The following is a 16,638-nucleotide window of genomic DNA, read 5'->3' as shown; positions in this document are numbered from 1 at the left end:
AAATCAGCATAACCGAGCGTGGGGACCGGTTGCCGTCATCTGTGCCGAAAGTCAGGGGCGGCTCGCGCGGTGCCGCGGGCGATTGGCGCTAACCTTGGATGTCGATCCCACGCCTGTCTCCGGAGTACGCCATGCGACGTCGTCTTGCACTGGTCCTTGCCGCCACGGCGGCGTGCTGCAGCCACGCCGCCGCACCGCCCGCGTCGCCGACGCACACGGCGGCCAGCGTGCTGCATGGCGTGCAGGTGCCTGATCCGTATCGCTGGCTGGAAAACCCCGCCGACCCGGCCGTGCAGCAGTGGATCGCCGCGCAGAACGCCTACACCGAGGCGACGCTCGCCGCGATGCCCGAAGGCAAGGCGCTCACCGCGCGCGTGCAGCAGCTGGCGATCACCTCGACCACGCGCTCCGGCCCGGTGCTGGCCGGCGGCACCCTGTTCTACCTGCAGCAGACGCCGCCGCAATCGCAGCCGGTGCTGGTCGCGCAAGCCTGGCCGGAGGGCGCGGCGAGGACCCTGGTCGATCCGAACGCCGACCACGGCGGCACCGCGATCACCGGCTACTGGCCCTCGCCGCACGGGCGCTATCTGGCCTACGGCACCGCCGAAGGCGGCAGCGAACTGACCACCCTGCACGTGCTCGACGTAGCCAGCGGCAAGACACTCCCCGACACCCTGCCCTGGGCCGGCGGTGGCACCACCCCGCAGGGCGTGGCCTGGGATACGGACGAGGCAGGCTTCAGCTATGTGCGCTTCGCGCCGCCGGCGGCGGGCCACGAGGTGGTGCAGTTCAACGCGACCTTGGTGCATCACGCGCTGGGCCGGGCCGCCGATACGGACACCGTGGTGTTCGGCCGCGGCTACTCGAAAACCGCCGAGTACGTGCTGGTGAACTCGCCCGCCACGGCGCAAGCCGCGGTGCTCGCCTACGACGGTGATGGCGGCCCGGCCGAAGTGTTCCTGCGCCACGGCGCCGCATTCACGCGCGCACTCGATCGCCGCGCCAACGTGCGTACCGCCGCGTGGGTGAATGGACGGCTGTACGTGGCGTCGTTCGACGATGCGCCACGCGGCAGGATCGTGGCCGTCACCGACGACGGCAAGACCGTGCCGGTGCTGGCCCAGCGCGACGGCGCGATCCAGCAGATCGCCCCGCTCGGCGACGGCTTCCTGGTGGTGCGCAGCCAGGGCCCGGACTGGTGGATCGAGCAGTACGACGCCGGCGCGAATTTCGTGCGCCGCGTGCCGCTGCCGGCGCAGGGCATCAGCATCGGCGACATCGCCTCCGAGTCGGGTCGGCCCGAGGCCCTCATCAGCTACGCCGGCTGGACCACGCCCACCCGCTGGGCGGCATACGACGGCAACCGGGGCACGCTGAAAACGGTGTTCGCGGTGCAGCCCGCCGCCGATTATTCGAAGGTGGTCGTGCAGCGCATCGAAGGAAGCTCGAAGGACGGCACCAGGATCCCGGTCACCGTGCTGTCGATGCCCGGCATCACGCCCGACGGCGCGCGCCCGACCATCCTGTACAGCTACGGCGGCTTCGACATCCCGATCAAGCCCGGCTTCATCGGCGCCAACCTGGCCTGGCTCGAACACGGCGGCGTGCTGGCCTACGCCAACATCCGCGGCGGCAACGAGAATGGCCAGCAGTGGCACGCGCAAGGCCAGAAGCTGCACAAGCAGAACGTGTTCGACGACTTCCACGCCGCCGCGCTGGCCCTCATCGACACGCATTGGACCGACCGCGCCCACCTGGGCATTCTCGGCGGCAGCAACGGCGGCCTGCTGATGGGCACGCAGATCGTGCAGCACCCTGCCGACTACCGCGCCGTGGTCGCACGCGTGGGCATCTACGACATGCTGCGCCACGAGACCGACTTCGCCAACGGCCCGTACAACATCCCCGAGTACGGCAGCATCGCCGACCCGGCGCAGTTCAAGGCCACGCTCGCGTACTCGCCACTGCAGAACGTCACGCCGCACGCTGCCTACCCGGCCGTGCTGATGACCACCGGCGAGAACGATCCGCGCGTGGCGCCGTGGCAATCGCGCAAGTTCACCGCCGCGCTGCAGAACGCCACCTCCTCGCCCCAGCCGATCCTGCTGCTTACCCGCATGCACGCCGGCCACGGCATCGGCGCCCCGTTCAGCCAGCGCGTCGGCGACACCGCGATCGGCCTGACCTTCTTCGCGCACGAGCTGGGGCTGGACACCAGCAAGTAGCCGCCCTGATGGGTAGGAGCCCGCTCGCGGGCGATGCCTTGAAGGCAGGGATTCGGGATTTGGGATTCGCAAAGGCCAGAGCAGGAGCATCGCCCGCCAGCGGGCTCCTACAAGATCGGAGGCGCGTCGCGGTCGAGCCAGACGGCATTCCAATAAGGGTAATCGAACACGCTGTCGACCAGACCGGTACGCACCGGATTGGCGACGACGTATCGCGCTACCGCCCTGATGTCCTCGTCGGCACGCAGTGCGTGATCATGAAAACTGCGATCCCACAGCGAACCATCCAACCCGCATGATTCGTGCAACACACGCGATGCGCATGCCTTGAATCGATTCATGACCCGACCCAGCGGCTCGTCGCCGAGTTGCAGCAGACCATGCCAGTGATCGGGCATCAGCACCCACACAAGCAGGCGGGAATCCGCCCAGGTCGATGCGGCGTGGATGAGCCGGCTTAGCGCCCGTGCGCTGGATGGATCGGCAAAGAGGCGCTCGCGTCGACGGGTCACCGTCGTCAGAAGATACATCTGGCCAGGAATGGACACACGACCCCGGCGCAAGGCACGACGACCAACGGGAGGGAAAGCGGGCATGCGCGCAGACTGCCGCGGACATCAGCAAGAGCACATCGCGCACCAGCATCATTCCTCGTCCGCCCGCTCCCCCACACCCTGTAGGAGCCCGCTGGCGGGCGATGCCTTGAAGGCAGGGATTCGGGATTCGCAAAGGCCAGGAGCAGGAGCATCGCCCGCCAGCGGGCTCCTACCCGTCAGGGCTGTCATCTGGACTGCTACGATGACGTTCCTCCGCCATCAATCCACCCCATGACCCTCCCCGCCGTCGAACACGAAACCGCCGCCAACCCCACCCACAGCGTCATCTGGCTGCACGGCCTGGGGGCCGACGGCCACGACTTCGCGCCGATCGTGCCGGAGCTGGTCGATCCCGCCTGGCCGGCGTTGCGCTTCGTGTTTCCGCACGCGCCGGTGCGGCCGGTGACGGTCAACAACGGCATGCCGATGCGGGCGTGGTACGACATCGCGGGTTTCGACGCGCGCGCGCCGCAGGACGAGGCCGGCATCCGTGCCTCGATCGCCGCGGTGGAGGCGCTGGTCGCGCGCGAGCACGCGCGCGGCGTGCCCGCCGGCCGGATCGTGCTGGCGGGCTTCTCGCAAGGCGGCGCGATCGCGCTGGCCGCCGGGCTGTGCCACGCGCAGACGCTGGCCGGCATCGTGGCGCTGTCCACCTACCTGCCGATCGCCGAGGTGGTGGCGCGCGAGCGCAGCCACGCCAATGCCGCCACGCCGATCTTCCAGGCCCACGGCAACGCCGACCCGGTGGTGGTCATGCAACGCGGCATCGATTCGCGCGACCACCTGCAGGCGCTGGGCTGCACGGTGGACTGGCACAGCTACCCGATGGCCCACGCGGTGTGCGCCGAGGAAATCGCCGACCTGCGCCACTGGCTGGGCACCCGGCTGACCGCTTGAGGCAGCTCCATGGCGGGAGCGCCTGCCTTGCATCGCGCTGCGTAGGGCGGGCACCGCCCGCCGGCTCTAGTCCGGACGCATGCGGCATACTTGCCGCATGCCCGAATCCACGCCCGCCAGCGACGTCCGCGGCCGCGCCGAACACAGCCCGCTGCCGGACTTCTGCCAGCTGCCGGCGCTGTTCGCACTGTTCGTGGTGGGCGCGCTGACGGTGACCGTGATGTGGCTGGCCCGCGACGATCGCCAGGACTGGCCCGCCTACAGCGTCAGCATGTTCTTCGTCACCTGGCTGGCGATGGTGGTCGCGCTGGCGCTGTGCAAGCTGCGCCACCTGCTGCAGCGCCTGCCCGGACACATGCCGTACGTTGCGGTGTGGCTGCTGATCGTGCTGATCGTGCTGCTCGCCAGCGCCACCGCGCGCTGGCTCGACGGCGCGCTGCAGACCGGCCTGATCGGCAGCCCCATGATCGCCTTCGTGCGCGACAACACCATCATCGCGGCCCTGCTCGGTGCCGCCATGCTGCGCTATTTCTACGTGCTGGCGCAGTGGCAGGCGCGCCTGGCCGCGGTCACCCGCGCGCAGGTGGAGGCCCTGCAGGCGCGCATCCGCCCGCACTTCCTGTTCAACAGCATGAACACCGTGGCCGCGCTGATCCGCGTCGACCCGGCCGCGGCCGAGCGCACGGTGGAGGATCTGTCCGAACTGTTCCGCGCCGCGCTGGGCTCGCCCGATCGCGGCGACGGCACGCTGGGCGAGGAGCTCGAACTGATCGAGCGCTACCTCGCGATCGAGCAGCTGCGGCTCGGCCCTCGCCTGCGCATCCGCCGCGAACTGCACGACCTGCCGGCGGATTTCCCGCTGCCGCGCCTGCTGCTGCAACCGCTGGTGGAGAACGCCGTGCGCCACGGCATCCAGCCGCTGCGCGAAGGCGGCGAGGTGATGCTGGGCGGCGCCCGCGACGGTGACGGCATCCGCATCGAGATCCGCAACCCGCTGCCGCCGCAGCCAGGCGTGGCGGGCAACGGCCACGGCCTGCGCAGCGTGCGCCAGCGCGTGGCGTTCCGTTACGGGCCGCGCGCGGTGGTCGAAGCCGCGCCGCAGGGCGGCCACTATGTCGTCTTGCTGCGCCTGCCGAGGGCATCGCCGTGATGCGCGTGCTGATCGTCGACGACGAACCGCTGGCCCGCGCGCGCATGGCCGCGCTGCTGGGCGAATGCGGCGACACGCAGCTGGTCGGCACGGTCGCCGACGGCGAGTCCGCGCTGGCCGCGCTCGACGAACTGCAGCCCGACGTGCTGCTGCTGGACATCAACATGCCGGGCATCGACGGCGTTTCCGTAGCGCAGCGACTCGCGGGCAGGGCACGGCCGCAGGTGATCTTCTGCACTGCGTACGAGGCGCACGCGCTGCAGGCGTTCGAGCTTGGCGCAGCGGATTACCTGCTCAAGCCGGTGCGGCTGGAACGCCTGCGCGATGCCCTGCAGCGTGCGCGGCGGCGCCTCGACGACAGCCCGCGCGAGTCGACCGCCTTCCTGCACGGCCGCCTGCGCGGCGAGGAGGTGCGCATCGCCTTGCACGACGTGTTGTGCCTGCTTGCCGAGGAGAAGTACGTGGTCGTGCAGCACGCCGGCGGCGAGCTGCTGATCGAGGAATCGCTGCGCCAGCTGGAGGAAGCCTGGCCTGACCAGCTGATCCGCCTGCACCGCAATTGCCTGGTGCCGCGCGCGCGCCTGGTCGGGCTGCGCAGCCTGCCCGACGGCCGCGTGCTGGCCCGCCTCGACGGCAGCGAGCACAGCCCGGAGATCAGCCGCCGCAACCTCGCCGCGGTGCGTCGCTGGCTGCGCCTGGGCTGAGCGCGCACGGCGGACATCCGCCGCCGAAAGGAACCGTCAGCCCACGCCCGGTGGCGTTGTTCGGTGACGTGCAGGCCAGACCACGGCCTGGGCGACGATCACGCTCTCGCCATTGAAGGTCGCCGCGGGCGATCCGTGCAAGACGTAGCCGAGCGCCAGCGCCTCGCTGACCCGATGGCAAAACCCGGCATCGTCAGGGCCGGTAAGGATGCGATAGGCAGGAAGCCCTGGCGGCGGCGCGGAAGTCGAGGGAGGCATGGGCGCGGATCGAACTCTCGGGGGAACCAGGCTGCAGGCTAACGCAGGAATCACCTCTCGGCGAAGTCACGCGCGGCTTGCCGTTGTTCCGTGCAACCGAAGTTCGCGGACAGGCCTGCTCGCCGATCGGGAAGTCCGATGGATGCCCGCCTGCGCGGGCATCGCGTCCGTGGAACCCGATGCGCGCCCGGGCGTGCGAATTGCGCGGCAAACCATCGGGGAAGGGGTCAAGCACGTCACCCGCAAGCCACCGGCCTGACCATGACGATATCGCGCTGCGGATCGCCGCCGAGCGAAAAGACGTGATCACCCACTTGACGCTGCTCATGCAGTCACCCCGAAGATCGCCCCGGCTGCCGCGGTTAAAGCCATTGCCAGCGCGCCCCAGAAAGTAACGCGCAGCACGGATGCGAGTGCCAGGGCGCCGCCTGTGCGCGCCGCCAGCAGGCCTAGCAATGCAAGGAAGAACAGTGAGCTGCCTGCGAGGCCCCACATGAGTGTGGCGCTTGGGAGCACGAGTACCATCAGGAGTGGCAGCGCCGCACCCGTCGCGAATGTCCCGGCAGAAGCGAATGCAGCCTGGACTGGCTTGGCAGCCAACGTATCGGAGATGCCGAGCTCGTCCCTCCCGTGCGCCCCGAGCGCGTCGTGAGCCATGAGTTGGGTGGCAACACTCGACGCCAATGACCTGTCCAGCCCCCGCTGTACATAGATCGACACCAATTCGTCATGCTCCTGGTCGGGATTTGCGGCCAACTCCTTGCTCTCGCGAGCCAAGTCTGCGCGCTCGGTGTCAGCCTGTGAGCTGACCGAGACATACTCACCAGCAGCCATCGACATGGCGCCGGCAACCAGGCCAGCGACTCCTGCGACGAGAATTGCTCTCGTACCTGCTCCGGTGGCGGCAACCCCCAACACAAGGCTCGCGGTAGAAACGATACCGTCGTTTGCCCCAAGCACGGCAGCGCGAAGCCAGCCTGTTCGGTGTGTTCGATGTCTTTCGCTGTGCCTCATGCATTCTCACCTTGAGGTATGGGCCTCATGGCGACGCCTGACGCTGGAATTGAGCAGCGGCGAAGCCATCCGCCTGGAACGATTTATCAGGCCACCGGATGCGCAAATGCGTCGGGCCAGCCGCATTCTCTGCAACGACAAGCAACAACAGGTAACGCGCCGGCAGGGACATTTGGCGCTGCAGTGCGATTCCACTGCCCGCTACCAAGTGAATCATCGGGTTCGCCGTTTGCCCATCGGGCCTGTCTGGTGCGGCGGCCGCCATCCCAGTCAGGTGCGAAGGCTCTTCAAGCTCTCCCGCACATCTGATGCATCGTGGCACGAATGCTCCCGGTCCTGGGCGGAGGCTTGATGCCTGCGCTCAGACGGGCCGCAGGCTCGTCCCTACGGAATGCGCTGGTACTGGGGCAACCCATCGCCAATCTCATAGTAGTCACCCTTCTCGGCGACGAATACATGCAACTCGGCGCGCGTCTCGGTCGGCACGTCGAACGCTCCCATATGGATTCCGATCCACTCCTTGGCAGGTGGATCGAAGAACATGGAGCACCCGCATACCGAGCAGAACCCGCGACGCACCTTCTCGGACGAGTAATACCAGGTTACGTTCTCAGCGCCAGAAATCTCCACTGCACTCCTGGGCACGTCCGTTCCGACTGAATAGTGCCCCGAGAACTTTCGGCACTGAACACAGTGGCAAGCATCAGGAGGCTTAAGGTCACACGAGACGGTGAAACTGACCGCCCCGCACATGCACGATCCCGTCTTCACAATCCCTCCTGGCCTGACGCTGGAGTTGAGCGGCGGCGTAGCCGTCCGCCTCGAATGAGATGTTAGCCGGCACTGCCTGAGCTAGCCGAAAAGAGCCGCTCGGCAATTTTGCGACCACGTTCCAGGCCCTGCGGCGTGAGCCAGACCGACTTGTTCTTGCTAGCCGGATTGTCGATGAAGTCCTGAGCATGAAGGCGATCCATTACGTCGAAGTCGAACCCCTTCCAAGCTCTGCCACCTTCGAAACTGAAAGCAGCGAGCAGCGCAAGCACAGTGTCCTCGATCTTTGACTCGTCATAGGCCATGTCAGGAACCTCAAAGAGCAGGTGTCTCAGTATGACGGCAGCTAGCGCTGGAATTGGCCGGCGGCGAAGCCGTCCGCCTCGAATGAAATGTTAGACGCCGTGCTGCGCACGCAACCGGTCATAGCACGCACCGCACAGAATTTTGATGCCCGCAAACGCCTCGGAACGCTCGTTCCAATCGCCGGTAGAATCACCCTCGCGGAGGCGAACCTCCTCACATGCGGAGCACCAAGCATCACCGCGCGGGCCGCCCGACCAAAAGAACCCAACTTTCTCCCCGGTGCTGAGGGCGCCGACAAGATGCTGACAAACGAAGGTTTCGTCTTGCTCCCCGTGTGTATGGCATTCGACAGTGTTGGTCATGGGGTCTAACGAGGTTGTAGAAAAAATATCCCGGCGCGGATTCACATGATCCCAGGGGGTACTTGAACCCCTCCCGGCAGGCTGCGTGTCGATTGTAGAGCGTTCTGTGAGGTCGCTTTTCCCCGGCTTCGCGATCAACTTGTCCAGCAGTGGTTTTTCTACAACCTCAACGCTTGAGTTAAGCGGCGCGCGGCTTTTCGCGCGTCCGCTTGGACGAGTGGTTAGGTGCGGCCGACACGCCGTTACCTTTCGAGCCCCAATAGTGCCAGCAGATGGGACTGCTGTGATGAGGAAAGAAGGCAAGTGGCACCAGTGCGGCCATCCCAGTACGCGAAGTTTGACGCCTCCCAGCGCCAAGGATGCGAACCACGAACGAGAATGAGCAGGCGAAGATCTTGAGCTTGCCTTGGGGGGACCGAGTTGCAGGGTTGCTCGAGTGCGCCGAGTAGCGCCTTTACTTGGCTAGGCCCGTTTATGACCAAATGGCGATCGTGAGCGCCGATCAATGCTTCCGCATCCAAGTTGACGATGGAAGTCTTGTCAAACGAGCGGTAGTAAACCTCGATACCACTCACGTTTGGTCGCGGCTGGCTTGCCGTAGCCGCCACTGCTAGTAGTGCAAATGCAGTTGCTGCCAGTTTGCGCATGAGCTACTGCCGCACCTAACGAGGTTGTAGAAAAAGTCCTTGGTCAAGAAATTTGCCGATTTCCGGGGGTACTTCGACCCCTCCCAAGGTGCTGCGCGTCGATTCTAGCGCCTCCTGTCAGGGCGATTTTCGGCGCCGCCGCGATCAACTTGGCAAACCGACTTTTTCTACAACCTCAACGCTGGAGTTAAGCGGCGGCGAAGCCGTCCGCCTTGAACGAAATGTTAGACCTTACTCTGCCACTTGGCACGCTGTTGCTCGCGGAACTGGCGCGCCGCCTCGGTGCCACCTGCTGAGTACGCCGATTTCTCAGCCTTGTCACAAGCTCTGCAATACGACCGATTGTCTTTGTTGCCGTAGCTGAACTCTTGCGCGGGATAGGTCCTGCCGCAAATGGAACAAGCCTTCTGGAATGTTTTGGCCATATAGAAGTCCATGTGCAACGTCATCTGCTGTGAGGTCTAACGCCTGAGTTAAGCCGTGCCGCGAAGCGGCATCGGCTTGAACGAATTGTTAGCCCTCATCCTGCGTCTCCCGATAACGAACATGCGAGGCACCTGGCGGATTGGGCGGTAGCTGGCAAACTTTTTGCCACATCATCTGCATTGGATCGCGGGTGAACGCCTCACATGCGTAATGTATGTGAGGGCCGCCAATCTTCCAATGGTTATCGAACTCCGAGCGGTCTCTCTGATCGAAGTAGAACAACGACCAGTAGTCTTGCTCCGGCAGATAAAAGAGATGGGCGGCAAACATGCGCCGGTCTTTGAATGTCTGAAACAGTTTGTTCACAGCAGTCTTTGCCTTGCCGGTGAACTCTCCCGGGCCGTATTGCGACAACGCGGACATTTGCTCTTGTGTTGGGATTACATGCTCAGGGGTGTAGTCCGAGAAATGGCAAGCGTATCGGTACGGCTGAAGCAGGCCGTGACGACCAGCAATGATCAGCTCGAACAGGTCCTGACTCTCTACTATCAGATCCCGACAAATCTTCTGGGCTTCTCGCTTGTTCGGAGCATTGATGAGATCCAAGAGCCCCTTGAATCCCGGAGTCATTTCGTCGTCTGACATGAGGCCTAACGCCCGAGGTAACCGGCGCAACCCGCGCAGCGGGTTTGCGTCCGGTTGACCGAGTTGTTAGAGCGCATCTGCGACCTCCCATCCGCGATGCGTAAGCTCATAGATCTGCCCCTTCTCGCCCCGGCCGACCACCAAATGCGTAGACTCAAGCTCGTCGAGCGCAGCTTCCCACTTAGCGCTATCGCGGCCGCGCTCGCCACCAAAAGATTTACCGCCCGCCTGAATAACCCGACCGCCTATGTACGCGGCCTTGATGATCGTACCCCGTTCATCGGTTGCTGCCGCTTTCAGTAATTCCTTGGCCTCGTCGGTTAGGTTAAAGTCGATCGACAAGCCCCGAACAGAAACCCCTGGGGTGCCAACAGCACCAGAGGATGACGGTGATGCGACGAGGCCGCGCAGATATTGGTTATTGACAAGACATAATTGCATTTGCTTTGACAACTTGTACTTGAAATCTTGAATATTGTTGTAAGTCTCAATAATTCCACGATCCTTCAGCTTGCTCTGAAACTCTTTCACTTTAGCGTACTGAGCCGAGTCTATACTTTCCGGGGCCACAGGTTTTGAAGAAAAATAAATCATGGCCGGCTTACCAACTTGAATGTGCTCTTCGATTTCTTCAACCGTGCCGCTCGGAGAGTTCCCGGTCGGCGTACCGAGCCTAGTCCAGAAAACGCCGATGAGGAGATCGCAGTTTTTTAACACGCGAGTATTTATGAGGTCTTGTGCCCGTGCACCAAGTTCCGGCGATGAGTGCGTATCCCAGCCAACAGCCGAAAGTAAGGTATTCGTATGCTCCGCGTTTACGTCGTTCCAGTCGTGAATGACGCCACGAATGACGTCGCGTTCCTCTGCTACATCTCCGGGCGACGCAATCATGACTGGAATTATCGTTGCTTGGTACGCCATCTTCTTCCCCTATGCGCTCTAACGCTGGAGTTAAGCGGCGGCGTAGCCGTCCGCCTTGAACGAATTGTTAGGGCTGACCGCTACTAGAGAGCCGGATGAAACCATACTCCGGTTGGCCAAAATTTTGCGGGATCTCAGTGAGTACCACCTGAGTTCCCGGAACCAACCTCTGGTTGGTGGGAACAAGAACTTGGGCAATATTGCCACTTGGAAGGCGTACAACTGCATGTCTGCTGATACGTCCATGGAGCCCACCACCACCTACATCCGTGTAGCCAATTGACTCAATGGTGCCGGTAATTTCTTGGGTGGAACCCGCTGGGTGCCTCATCACTAATGCGACGACGAAAGCGATAATCACTAAAAAGAACGCCAAGTAAAAATAGGCAATGATTCCAGATTTTTCGGGAGACTGCATAGGGTAGCCTAACGCCTGAGTTAAGCCGACTTGCGTAGCGTAGCCGACAACGTGGCAAGCTTTACCTGCCACGTTGTTGGCGTAGCGAAGCAAGTTCGGCTTGAACGAATTGTTAGGCCTCACGCCCCCAAGAGCTGGGCCTCATAGCCGGAGGATAGCAAACGATTACGAGCAATCTCATATTTTTCAGTGAGGTACTGCACTAGCGACATATCTCCACCGGCTTCTTTGTACAACTCCAAATAGCGAAAGATTCCCTCGACCGCTAGGTGAGCGCGTAGCCAGATATCGCGGTCTTGGATCAGCTCTCCATCAGGGAGTATGCGGAACTTCAAGCCCTGCGCAACGATGGGTAGATGTTGCTCCCAGTCAATTCCTTCGCTTTGGAGGAGGGTGCGCAAAGGCAGCTCTTGAACATTGTCTGCGGCGCCAAAGTCATTGCCCCAAATCCAAGGCGCTTGGCAAGTTACGGGCTTGGCCGCGCACAGCTCAAAGTCGTGTTCATAGCCCTGGATGGTCTTAAGGAGCTCGTCGCGGCGGCTTTGTTGCCGAGATTGATTAATGGTGTGCAGGCCTAAGGCAAAGGCGAGGAAGGCAAACAATGGCCCCAGCGTGCCACCGAGATAATCGCCAAGGTTTGCCCAGTCCTGAGAGTTGTCAGCAAGCCCGCCGTGGAACTGATAAAGATAAAGGGCCGCAACACAGCAAACTAAAGCTGCCGCAATAACCGCAGCAACAATGACCGCACTCATTCGGTAGATTCGTAGTCTCATAGTGAGGCCTAACGCTGGAGTTAAGCGGCGGCGCAGCCGTCCGCTTGGACGAATTGTTATACCGTTGCAGCAAGTGCGAGACGAGGTTACTTAGGTTTTGGTGAGGCTCACATTACATGAAACGCCACCGCCACCACGATTCATGTAGAACTCAAGGTTGCCATCTTTAATAGATTTTTGTGTAGCCGTCTCTTCCACCATCGACGTTGCGTGATCGTAGGAGATCTTTGTCGAAGCTATTAATAGTTCTGCACAAATCATATTGCCTTCCGGCTCTACGGTACTTATAAGCATCCAAGAAGGGCCGTACTTTCCTTTACGATACATTATAAGTATATCGCCATTTTTGCTTGCGTAATCGCCCTGTGAATCCGATTTCAATTGGAGCCCTTCACTGGGCACAGAAGCGTTCCAGTGTGACAAGAACCCTTCCCCTGGTTGAGCGAGCTCGTACGTAGATGTACACCCAACTACGCATGCGACGATGAAGAAAAGTAACGCTCGATGTTTCATTCAAGAAACGTCCCCATGCTATTTGGCCAAAAAGGTGCGGTTGTGAGGTATAACGCTGGAGTTAAGCGGCGCGCGGGCTTTTTCGCGCGTCCGCCTTGAACGAATTGTTAGAGCGTACTCGCTGCACAGCATGTGTGACTAGCGCAATGGGAACTCCGTATAAGCCGACCAGGTATGCAACGGCCGAGCCTGCTGCCACAAAGCATATAGCGACCATGGCAAGGACAACGAGCAGCGTAGAGATGACTGAAGCGCGATTTCGTTGCAGCAGTGCCGCGTACAGCGGGCACCCGACTAGTAGCGTGGCCGGTGCAGCGAAGAGCAGCGCAACCGCGAGAAGAGGAAAGGCTGCTAATGGTGCAGACGCCCAATCATGAAGTTGTGGAGTGCGATTGGAGAACGCGATTCCGGCGCCAAGGAGTAGAGATGCTAAATAGCCGCCCGCGAACATGCCGAAAATTCCGCAAGGGATCGTTCTTCGAATGGCCGCGGAATACTTCATGTGCGCTCTAACGCTGGAGTTAAGCGGCGCGCGGCTTTTCGCGCGTCCGCTTGGACGATTGGTTAGGCGTGCGCAGCCTGGAGACCAGTTGGCCGCAGTAAAGGGCGAGACCGACGCTCACGGCAAGGATCGCTGAGTGCGTGGTGTGGCTGATAGGCCAGACCATCCCTACAACAGCAGGAATTGTTACGCCTATGGCGAGTGCAACTGCACTTACGTAATCCGGCTTCTTGCCAAGAAGGCGAAGAATAAAAGCCACAGCGAACGCACCGATCAGGCCAGCGACGAACGTGCCAAACGCCGTTGTCATGATATCCATAATTTCACCGAGCCTAACGCTGGAGTTAAGCGGCGGCGTAGCCGTCCGCCTTGAACGAATTGTTAGCGCGCATGCCATAAAGCTGCAAGCGCTCGCTTGGAGAGGAAGCCAATGAGCCATCCCGTGCCATAGAGAAGTGCAAGCGTGAGTGGTCCGATGGAAGCATAAGCGACCGGCCAAGACATCTTGGTTAGCAGGGGACGAAAGCCAAGCCAATCTAGCGCCTCAAGTTGAAATGCCAAAGGCAGTTGGAGAAGAACAAACGCTCCTTTACTGTCACCGCCGGCATCAAATGATCCCCAGACGCAGAGCGCGCTGACAGCTACGTAAAGAAAGCACAGTGTTAGACCGAGTTTGCTCATGAGCGCTAACACCTAAGTTAAGCCGAATTGCAGCGCGTAGCTGGCAACATGGCAAGCTGTATCTGCCATGTTGACGGCGTAGCGATGCAATTTCGGCTTGAACGCACTGTTAGCTAACGCTCAGCGGTAAGCCAGTCGTTCGAGCGGGCCTGCATACTCGGAGATTAGAGCTTGCACGGGATCCGTTCCTTGATAGAAGGTTTGCGAATCAATTCCATATTCCGGCGTTAGCTTTGCTGCAGTCCGAATAGATTTAACTGCACCCACGTTGACCTGGTTCTTCCACCCCGGGAAGCCTACCTGGAGAATCTTTACGTCAACTGGCTCTTTATCGCCCCAACCAAAAATCTTTCTCCGATGCTGAACCCGGATGAGGTCAATATAGTTTCCAGAGGCATTATCCAATTTGTAGCCGAAACCACGTAGAACGCGATCCAGCTCCCTGAATGTAATTGTGTAACTGGTTCTATCGATTTTTCTGGACTTTCGTTCCAAATGATCCGCCAGAAACGCGACCTCTGGATCCGGATGCTTTCTTTTCTTTAGCTCCCTGTAGCGGGGGTATTTGTCAAGCTGGTGATCTGCAACATCGACAGCGAAATCCTCTAACTGTTTCTGACCAACGATGGGAACTCTGCTGTTCTTGCTGAGGTAAAGAAGAAGTGTGAGAAGGCCAGTGCGTTTATTTGCATCGTGAAACGGATGGTCGCAAACAATTCCATAGATCAGCGTAGCGGCTTTTTCGTAGTGAGTTTTCCACTTCTCAACACCGCCCAGGGAAACGAACGGCCTGTAGAGCGCGGAGTGTAGAAGGTCAACACTTTTGGGCCCTATACCGCCCAAGCCGCTGCCTTTGCCGTAAAAGTAATCAACGATGAGAAAATGGGCACGTAATACGTCCTTGAGCCCAGGAATCGCATCCGACGTATAAGGATCATCTCTTGCGATATCGGCCATCCACCGCTCGTACTCGAGGCGAACTGCGTCGTGATCAAAGTGGATCGAATCGCTTGGGTCTGTCATGTGTTAGCTAACGCTGGAGTTAAGCGGCGGCGAAGCCGTCCGCCTTGAATGAGTAGTTAGACCACATTCGCCAAGCACCCTAACGCTTCGCTCGTTTGGGCATTTTCCATAAGCACGAATTTGGAATTATCTGTAGCGCGAACGTACCAGATAGTAACCAGAGCCGTCTGTTGTTGGCGCAGCTGCGAAACTAGAAAAGCCATGTCCAAGGCTGCCTGCGCCTGCAGTTGTGCTTCAGATTCCCGAGGTGCAATCTCTTGCGCGATTCTTAACCGGATTTGATATGTGCCAAGAAGTCTATCGGCTGGCAGTGAGCGCTCATCGCGCCGCAGAGTCGCGCCATTGTTGAGCGCGGCAAGCACGTCAGCTTTGTGCGGAAATTCCGCAGATTTGGTTAGGCAGTCTGGGATCATCAACGTGGTCTAACGCTGGAGTTAAGCGGCGGCGCAGCCGTCCGCCTTGAACGAATTGTTAGAGGGCTATCCCAACTGCCCCCGCTCATATGCTTCATGGGCTCGAATGATTTGACTTCGGAGCTCTGCGACGCACTTGAGTGCAGACTGGTGGGCGACTCGATCATTTTCCAGAAGAGCTCGGTACTGTGGCGTGTGATGTGCAAAGGCGCTGCGGCCGGACTTGTCTTGCCACTCGTAGATTTCATTCCAGAGTGCGGTAGCTTGGCGCTCCGCGCCAACCAGCTTAGGAAGGAACTCCGTGAAAAGATTCTGGTACGACCCGAGCGCATTTTGAACTTGTGAGGGCTCGTGCGCGAGGACAAACTTTACGTTCTCAATTTCACGTTGAGCCGACGAGAACAAATTGCGACTTTGCTCTACGTGCATGAGAAGCTCTGACTTGTCTCGCTCAAACGCCAAAGTTGTTTCGAGCTCGTGAATGTTTACAGAGTGCCTAAAAGCCTTATAACTGATGAAAGCCGAGGCCACGCTAACAACCAGAGCCAACGTTGCAATTGCTTCGGAACCGTCCATGAGCCCTCTAACGCTGGAATTAAGCGGCGGCGCAGCCGTCCGCTTGAATGACTTGTTAGCCATCATGCAGCAATGCACGCAGACGTTCTACCGCAAGTGGAGGCACGCTCCTATGGAGCATTGCATGGCAATTCGGGCAGACGGGAACAAGGTCAGCGACCGGATCGACTCGATACTCGTTACCGACTGACGAGACTGGTACGACGTGGTGAACGTGTATGAATCCCTCGCCAAGGGGGCCATAGCGCTTGCTGAAGTCCACTGAGCAAACTTGGCATACGCAACCGTAGTGCGCGATACAAGCGGCACGAGCGTCCGGCGAGCGCTCGTACCGATTTATGACAACTTGCTGGGCGAGGCCCTCAAAGTAAGTTTTACCTTCTGGAAGGTCGTCAGGCCAAAGACTCCCGACCTCGACGGTCGGAGCTAGAGAAAAGATCGATGGCCCCAGCACCGGATTTGGCGCCGTCAAGTCGGACAACGTCGCGCTGGCAAACAGTTCGGCTATTTCTTGGGAGGTACATGTTTTCCGGGCACCGAACTGTTGGATCTGATCGACCGACAGCTCCGCTGAATCGATTTCGGCACTGCCGACGGAAGCTAGGCGGAAAGCATAACCAGTCGGCGCGTTGTCCTCCCAAACAAACACACACCTCACGTCGCCATACTTTTGCCACATGCCCGCGACACGCCCAACTTGACGAAGAAGATTCTTTGCGCCGTCGCCCCCATCAATCGCGGCGTGAAGTGATTGGTGAATTTTGTGTTTCCGCCAAGGCTTACGGTCGTGCACAGCGGCAAAGTTCACGGACATGAG

General features: G+C 60.6%; 22 protein-coding genes. 4 read left to right on the top strand and 18 right to left on the bottom strand.

Features of this window, described 5'->3' with window-relative positions:
- The first annotated feature begins 131 nt into the window (after positions 1–131).
- Positions 132–2,225: a prolyl oligopeptidase family serine peptidase gene (locus tag ACVCL9_RS14300; protein WP_447097623.1), complete on the top strand. Its 2,094-nt coding sequence runs from the start codon at positions 132–134 to the stop codon at positions 2,223–2,225.
- 107 nt (positions 2,226–2,332) lie between these two features.
- Here the strand turns inward: ACVCL9_RS14300 and ACVCL9_RS14295 are convergent, their stop codons facing one another.
- A complete protein-coding gene (locus ACVCL9_RS14295; protein ID WP_447097624.1) occupies positions 2,333–2,821 on the bottom strand; it encodes an REP-associated tyrosine transposase in 489 nt (162 codons plus the stop codon).
- Positions 2,822–3,052: 231 nt separating this feature from the next.
- Here ACVCL9_RS14295 and ACVCL9_RS14290 point away from each other — a divergent pair, with 231 nt between their 5' ends.
- The 3 genes from ACVCL9_RS14290 to ACVCL9_RS14280 all read left to right on the top strand — a co-directional run bounded on the left by ACVCL9_RS14290 (position 3,053) and on the right by ACVCL9_RS14280 (position 5,572).
- Entirely contained in the window at positions 3,053–3,718 is a 666-nt protein-coding gene (locus tag ACVCL9_RS14290) for an alpha/beta hydrolase (RefSeq protein ID WP_447097625.1), read from the top strand.
- Positions 3,719–3,815: 97 nt separating this feature from the next.
- On the top strand, positions 3,816–4,868 hold the full coding sequence (locus tag ACVCL9_RS14285; protein ID WP_447097626.1) for a sensor histidine kinase: 1,053 nt from the start codon (positions 3,816–3,818) through the stop codon (positions 4,866–4,868).
- Positions 4,868–5,572 carry a LytR/AlgR family response regulator transcription factor gene (locus ACVCL9_RS14280; RefSeq protein ID WP_447097627.1) on the top strand — a complete coding sequence of 235 codons (705 nt, stop codon included), beginning with the start codon at positions 4,868–4,870 and terminating at the stop codon, positions 5,570–5,572. Before ACVCL9_RS14285 ends, ACVCL9_RS14280 begins: the two co-directional genes overlap by 1 nt.
- 36 nt (positions 5,573–5,608) lie before the next feature.
- On the opposite strand, the gene ACVCL9_RS14275 is transcribed toward ACVCL9_RS14280, so the two are convergent.
- The 17 genes from ACVCL9_RS14275 to ACVCL9_RS14195 form a co-directional block, all read right to left on the bottom strand.
- Positions 5,609–5,830 carry a DUF1737 domain-containing protein gene (locus ACVCL9_RS14275; RefSeq protein ID WP_447097628.1) on the bottom strand — a complete coding sequence of 74 codons (222 nt, stop codon included), beginning with the start codon at positions 5,828–5,830 and terminating at the stop codon, positions 5,609–5,611.
- A gap of 324 nt (positions 5,831–6,154) precedes the next feature.
- Entirely contained in the window at positions 6,155–6,844 is a 690-nt protein-coding gene (locus ACVCL9_RS14270) for a VIT1/CCC1 transporter family protein (protein WP_447097629.1), read from the bottom strand.
- A gap of 384 nt (positions 6,845–7,228) precedes the next feature.
- On the bottom strand, positions 7,229–7,597 hold the full coding sequence (locus tag ACVCL9_RS14265) for a GFA family protein (protein ID WP_447099501.1): 369 nt from the start codon (positions 7,595–7,597) through the stop codon (positions 7,229–7,231).
- 80 nt (positions 7,598–7,677) lie between these two features.
- Positions 7,678–7,920, bottom strand: coding sequence for a DUF6429 family protein (locus ACVCL9_RS14260; RefSeq protein ID WP_447097630.1), 243 nt, complete (start codon positions 7,918–7,920; stop codon positions 7,678–7,680).
- A 605-nt stretch (positions 7,921–8,525) separates the two neighbouring features.
- On the bottom strand, positions 8,526–8,930 hold the full coding sequence (locus ACVCL9_RS14255; RefSeq protein WP_447097631.1) for a hypothetical protein: 405 nt from the start codon (positions 8,928–8,930) through the stop codon (positions 8,526–8,528).
- A 224-nt stretch (positions 8,931–9,154) separates the two neighbouring features.
- Positions 9,155–9,355 (bottom strand): hypothetical protein, encoded by a 201-nt coding sequence (locus ACVCL9_RS14250; protein WP_447110616.1) that lies wholly within the window; start codon positions 9,353–9,355, stop codon positions 9,155–9,157.
- Between the two features lie 88 nt (positions 9,356–9,443).
- Positions 9,444–10,001, bottom strand: coding sequence for a hypothetical protein (locus tag ACVCL9_RS14245; RefSeq protein ID WP_447097632.1), 558 nt, complete (start codon positions 9,999–10,001; stop codon positions 9,444–9,446).
- A gap of 66 nt (positions 10,002–10,067) precedes the next feature.
- Positions 10,068–10,892: a DUF4062 domain-containing protein gene (locus tag ACVCL9_RS14240; RefSeq protein WP_447097633.1), complete on the bottom strand. Its 825-nt coding sequence runs from the start codon at positions 10,890–10,892 to the stop codon at positions 10,068–10,070.
- Positions 10,893–10,989: 97 nt separating this feature from the next.
- A complete protein-coding gene (locus tag ACVCL9_RS14235; RefSeq protein WP_447097634.1) occupies positions 10,990–11,433 on the bottom strand; it encodes a hypothetical protein in 444 nt (147 codons plus the stop codon).
- Positions 11,434–11,459: 26 nt separating this feature from the next.
- Positions 11,460–12,092, bottom strand: coding sequence for a hypothetical protein (locus tag ACVCL9_RS14230; RefSeq protein WP_447097635.1), 633 nt, complete (start codon positions 12,090–12,092; stop codon positions 11,460–11,462).
- Between the two features lie 111 nt (positions 12,093–12,203).
- Positions 12,204–12,536: a hypothetical protein gene (locus tag ACVCL9_RS14225; protein ID WP_447097636.1), complete on the bottom strand. Its 333-nt coding sequence runs from the start codon at positions 12,534–12,536 to the stop codon at positions 12,204–12,206.
- Between the two features lie 611 nt (positions 12,537–13,147).
- On the bottom strand, positions 13,148–13,438 hold the full coding sequence (locus ACVCL9_RS14220) for a hypothetical protein (protein WP_447097637.1): 291 nt from the start codon (positions 13,436–13,438) through the stop codon (positions 13,148–13,150).
- Between the two features lie 71 nt (positions 13,439–13,509).
- Positions 13,510–13,809, bottom strand: a complete 300-nt coding sequence (locus ACVCL9_RS14215) for a hypothetical protein (protein ID WP_447097638.1) — start codon at positions 13,807–13,809, stop codon at positions 13,510–13,512.
- A 120-nt stretch (positions 13,810–13,929) separates the two neighbouring features.
- Entirely contained in the window at positions 13,930–14,766 is an 837-nt protein-coding gene (locus ACVCL9_RS14210; protein ID WP_447097639.1) for a type II toxin-antitoxin system death-on-curing family toxin, read from the bottom strand.
- Positions 14,767–14,888: 122 nt separating this feature from the next.
- Complete coding sequence (locus ACVCL9_RS14205; RefSeq protein WP_447099582.1) at positions 14,889–15,194, bottom strand: hypothetical protein; 306 nt, start codon at positions 15,192–15,194, stop codon at positions 14,889–14,891.
- A gap of 117 nt (positions 15,195–15,311) precedes the next feature.
- The gene (locus tag ACVCL9_RS14200; protein WP_447097640.1) at positions 15,312–15,887 is read right to left on the bottom strand and encodes a hypothetical protein; all 576 of its coding nucleotides are present in this window, start codon (positions 15,885–15,887) and stop codon (positions 15,312–15,314) included.
- Positions 15,877–16,635, bottom strand: coding sequence for an HNH endonuclease (locus ACVCL9_RS14195; RefSeq protein ID WP_447097641.1), 759 nt, complete (start codon positions 16,633–16,635; stop codon positions 15,877–15,879). Before ACVCL9_RS14195 ends, ACVCL9_RS14200 begins: the two co-directional genes overlap by 11 nt.
- Positions 16,636–16,638: the final 3 nt, after the last annotated feature.

The organism is Rhodanobacter sp. UC4438_H5 (genome assembly GCF_052978405.1).
This window is presented reverse-complemented; position numbering and strand designations above follow the sequence as displayed.

Excerpts from the sequence above, each read along its gene's own strand:
- ACVCL9_RS14255 (WP_447097631.1), bottom strand. The coding sequence starts at position 8,930 with ATGCGCAAACTGGCAGCAACTGCATTTGCACTACTAGCAGTGGCGGCT.
- ACVCL9_RS14215 (WP_447097638.1), bottom strand. The coding sequence starts at position 13,809 with ATGAGCAAACTCGGTCTAACACTGTGCTTTCTTTACGTAGCTGTCAGC.
- ACVCL9_RS14220 (WP_447097637.1), bottom strand. The coding sequence starts at position 13,438 with ATGACAACGGCGTTTGGCACGTTCGTCGCTGGCCTGATCGGTGCGTTC.
- ACVCL9_RS14210 (WP_447097639.1), bottom strand. The coding sequence starts at position 14,766 with ATGGCCGATATCGCAAGAGATGATCCTTATACGTCGGATGCGATTCCT.
- ACVCL9_RS14290 (WP_447097625.1), top strand. The coding sequence starts at position 3,053 with ATGACCCTCCCCGCCGTCGAACACGAAACCGCCGCCAACCCCACCCAC.
- ACVCL9_RS14260 (WP_447097630.1), bottom strand. The coding sequence starts at position 7,920 with ATGGCCTATGACGAGTCAAAGATCGAGGACACTGTGCTTGCGCTGCTC.
- ACVCL9_RS14275 (WP_447097628.1), bottom strand. The coding sequence starts at position 5,830 with ATGCCTCCCTCGACTTCCGCGCCGCCGCCAGGGCTTCCTGCCTATCGC.
- ACVCL9_RS14295 (WP_447097624.1), bottom strand. The coding sequence starts at position 2,821 with ATGCCCGCTTTCCCTCCCGTTGGTCGTCGTGCCTTGCGCCGGGGTCGT.
- ACVCL9_RS14280 (WP_447097627.1), top strand. The coding sequence starts at position 4,868 with ATGCGCGTGCTGATCGTCGACGACGAACCGCTGGCCCGCGCGCGCATG.
- ACVCL9_RS14265 (WP_447099501.1), bottom strand. The coding sequence starts at position 7,597 with ATGTGCGGGGCGGTCAGTTTCACCGTCTCGTGTGACCTTAAGCCTCCT.
- ACVCL9_RS14200 (WP_447097640.1), bottom strand. The coding sequence starts at position 15,887 with ATGATGGCTAACAAGTCATTCAAGCGGACGGCTGCGCCGCCGCTTAAT.
- ACVCL9_RS14285 (WP_447097626.1), top strand. The coding sequence starts at position 3,816 with ATGCCCGAATCCACGCCCGCCAGCGACGTCCGCGGCCGCGCCGAACAC.
- ACVCL9_RS14230 (WP_447097635.1), bottom strand. The coding sequence starts at position 12,092 with ATGAGTGCGGTCATTGTTGCTGCGGTTATTGCGGCAGCTTTAGTTTGC.
- ACVCL9_RS14195 (WP_447097641.1), bottom strand. The coding sequence starts at position 16,635 with ATGTCCGTGAACTTTGCCGCTGTGCACGACCGTAAGCCTTGGCGGAAA.
- ACVCL9_RS14250 (WP_447110616.1), bottom strand. The coding sequence starts at position 9,355 with ATGGCCAAAACATTCCAGAAGGCTTGTTCCATTTGCGGCAGGACCTAT.
- ACVCL9_RS14245 (WP_447097632.1), bottom strand. The coding sequence starts at position 10,001 with ATGTCAGACGACGAAATGACTCCGGGATTCAAGGGGCTCTTGGATCTC.
- ACVCL9_RS14300 (WP_447097623.1), top strand. The coding sequence starts at position 132 with ATGCGACGTCGTCTTGCACTGGTCCTTGCCGCCACGGCGGCGTGCTGC.
- ACVCL9_RS14240 (WP_447097633.1), bottom strand. The coding sequence starts at position 10,892 with ATGATTGCGTCGCCCGGAGATGTAGCAGAGGAACGCGACGTCATTCGT.
- ACVCL9_RS14270 (WP_447097629.1), bottom strand. The coding sequence starts at position 6,844 with ATGAGGCACAGCGAAAGACATCGAACACACCGAACAGGCTGGCTTCGC.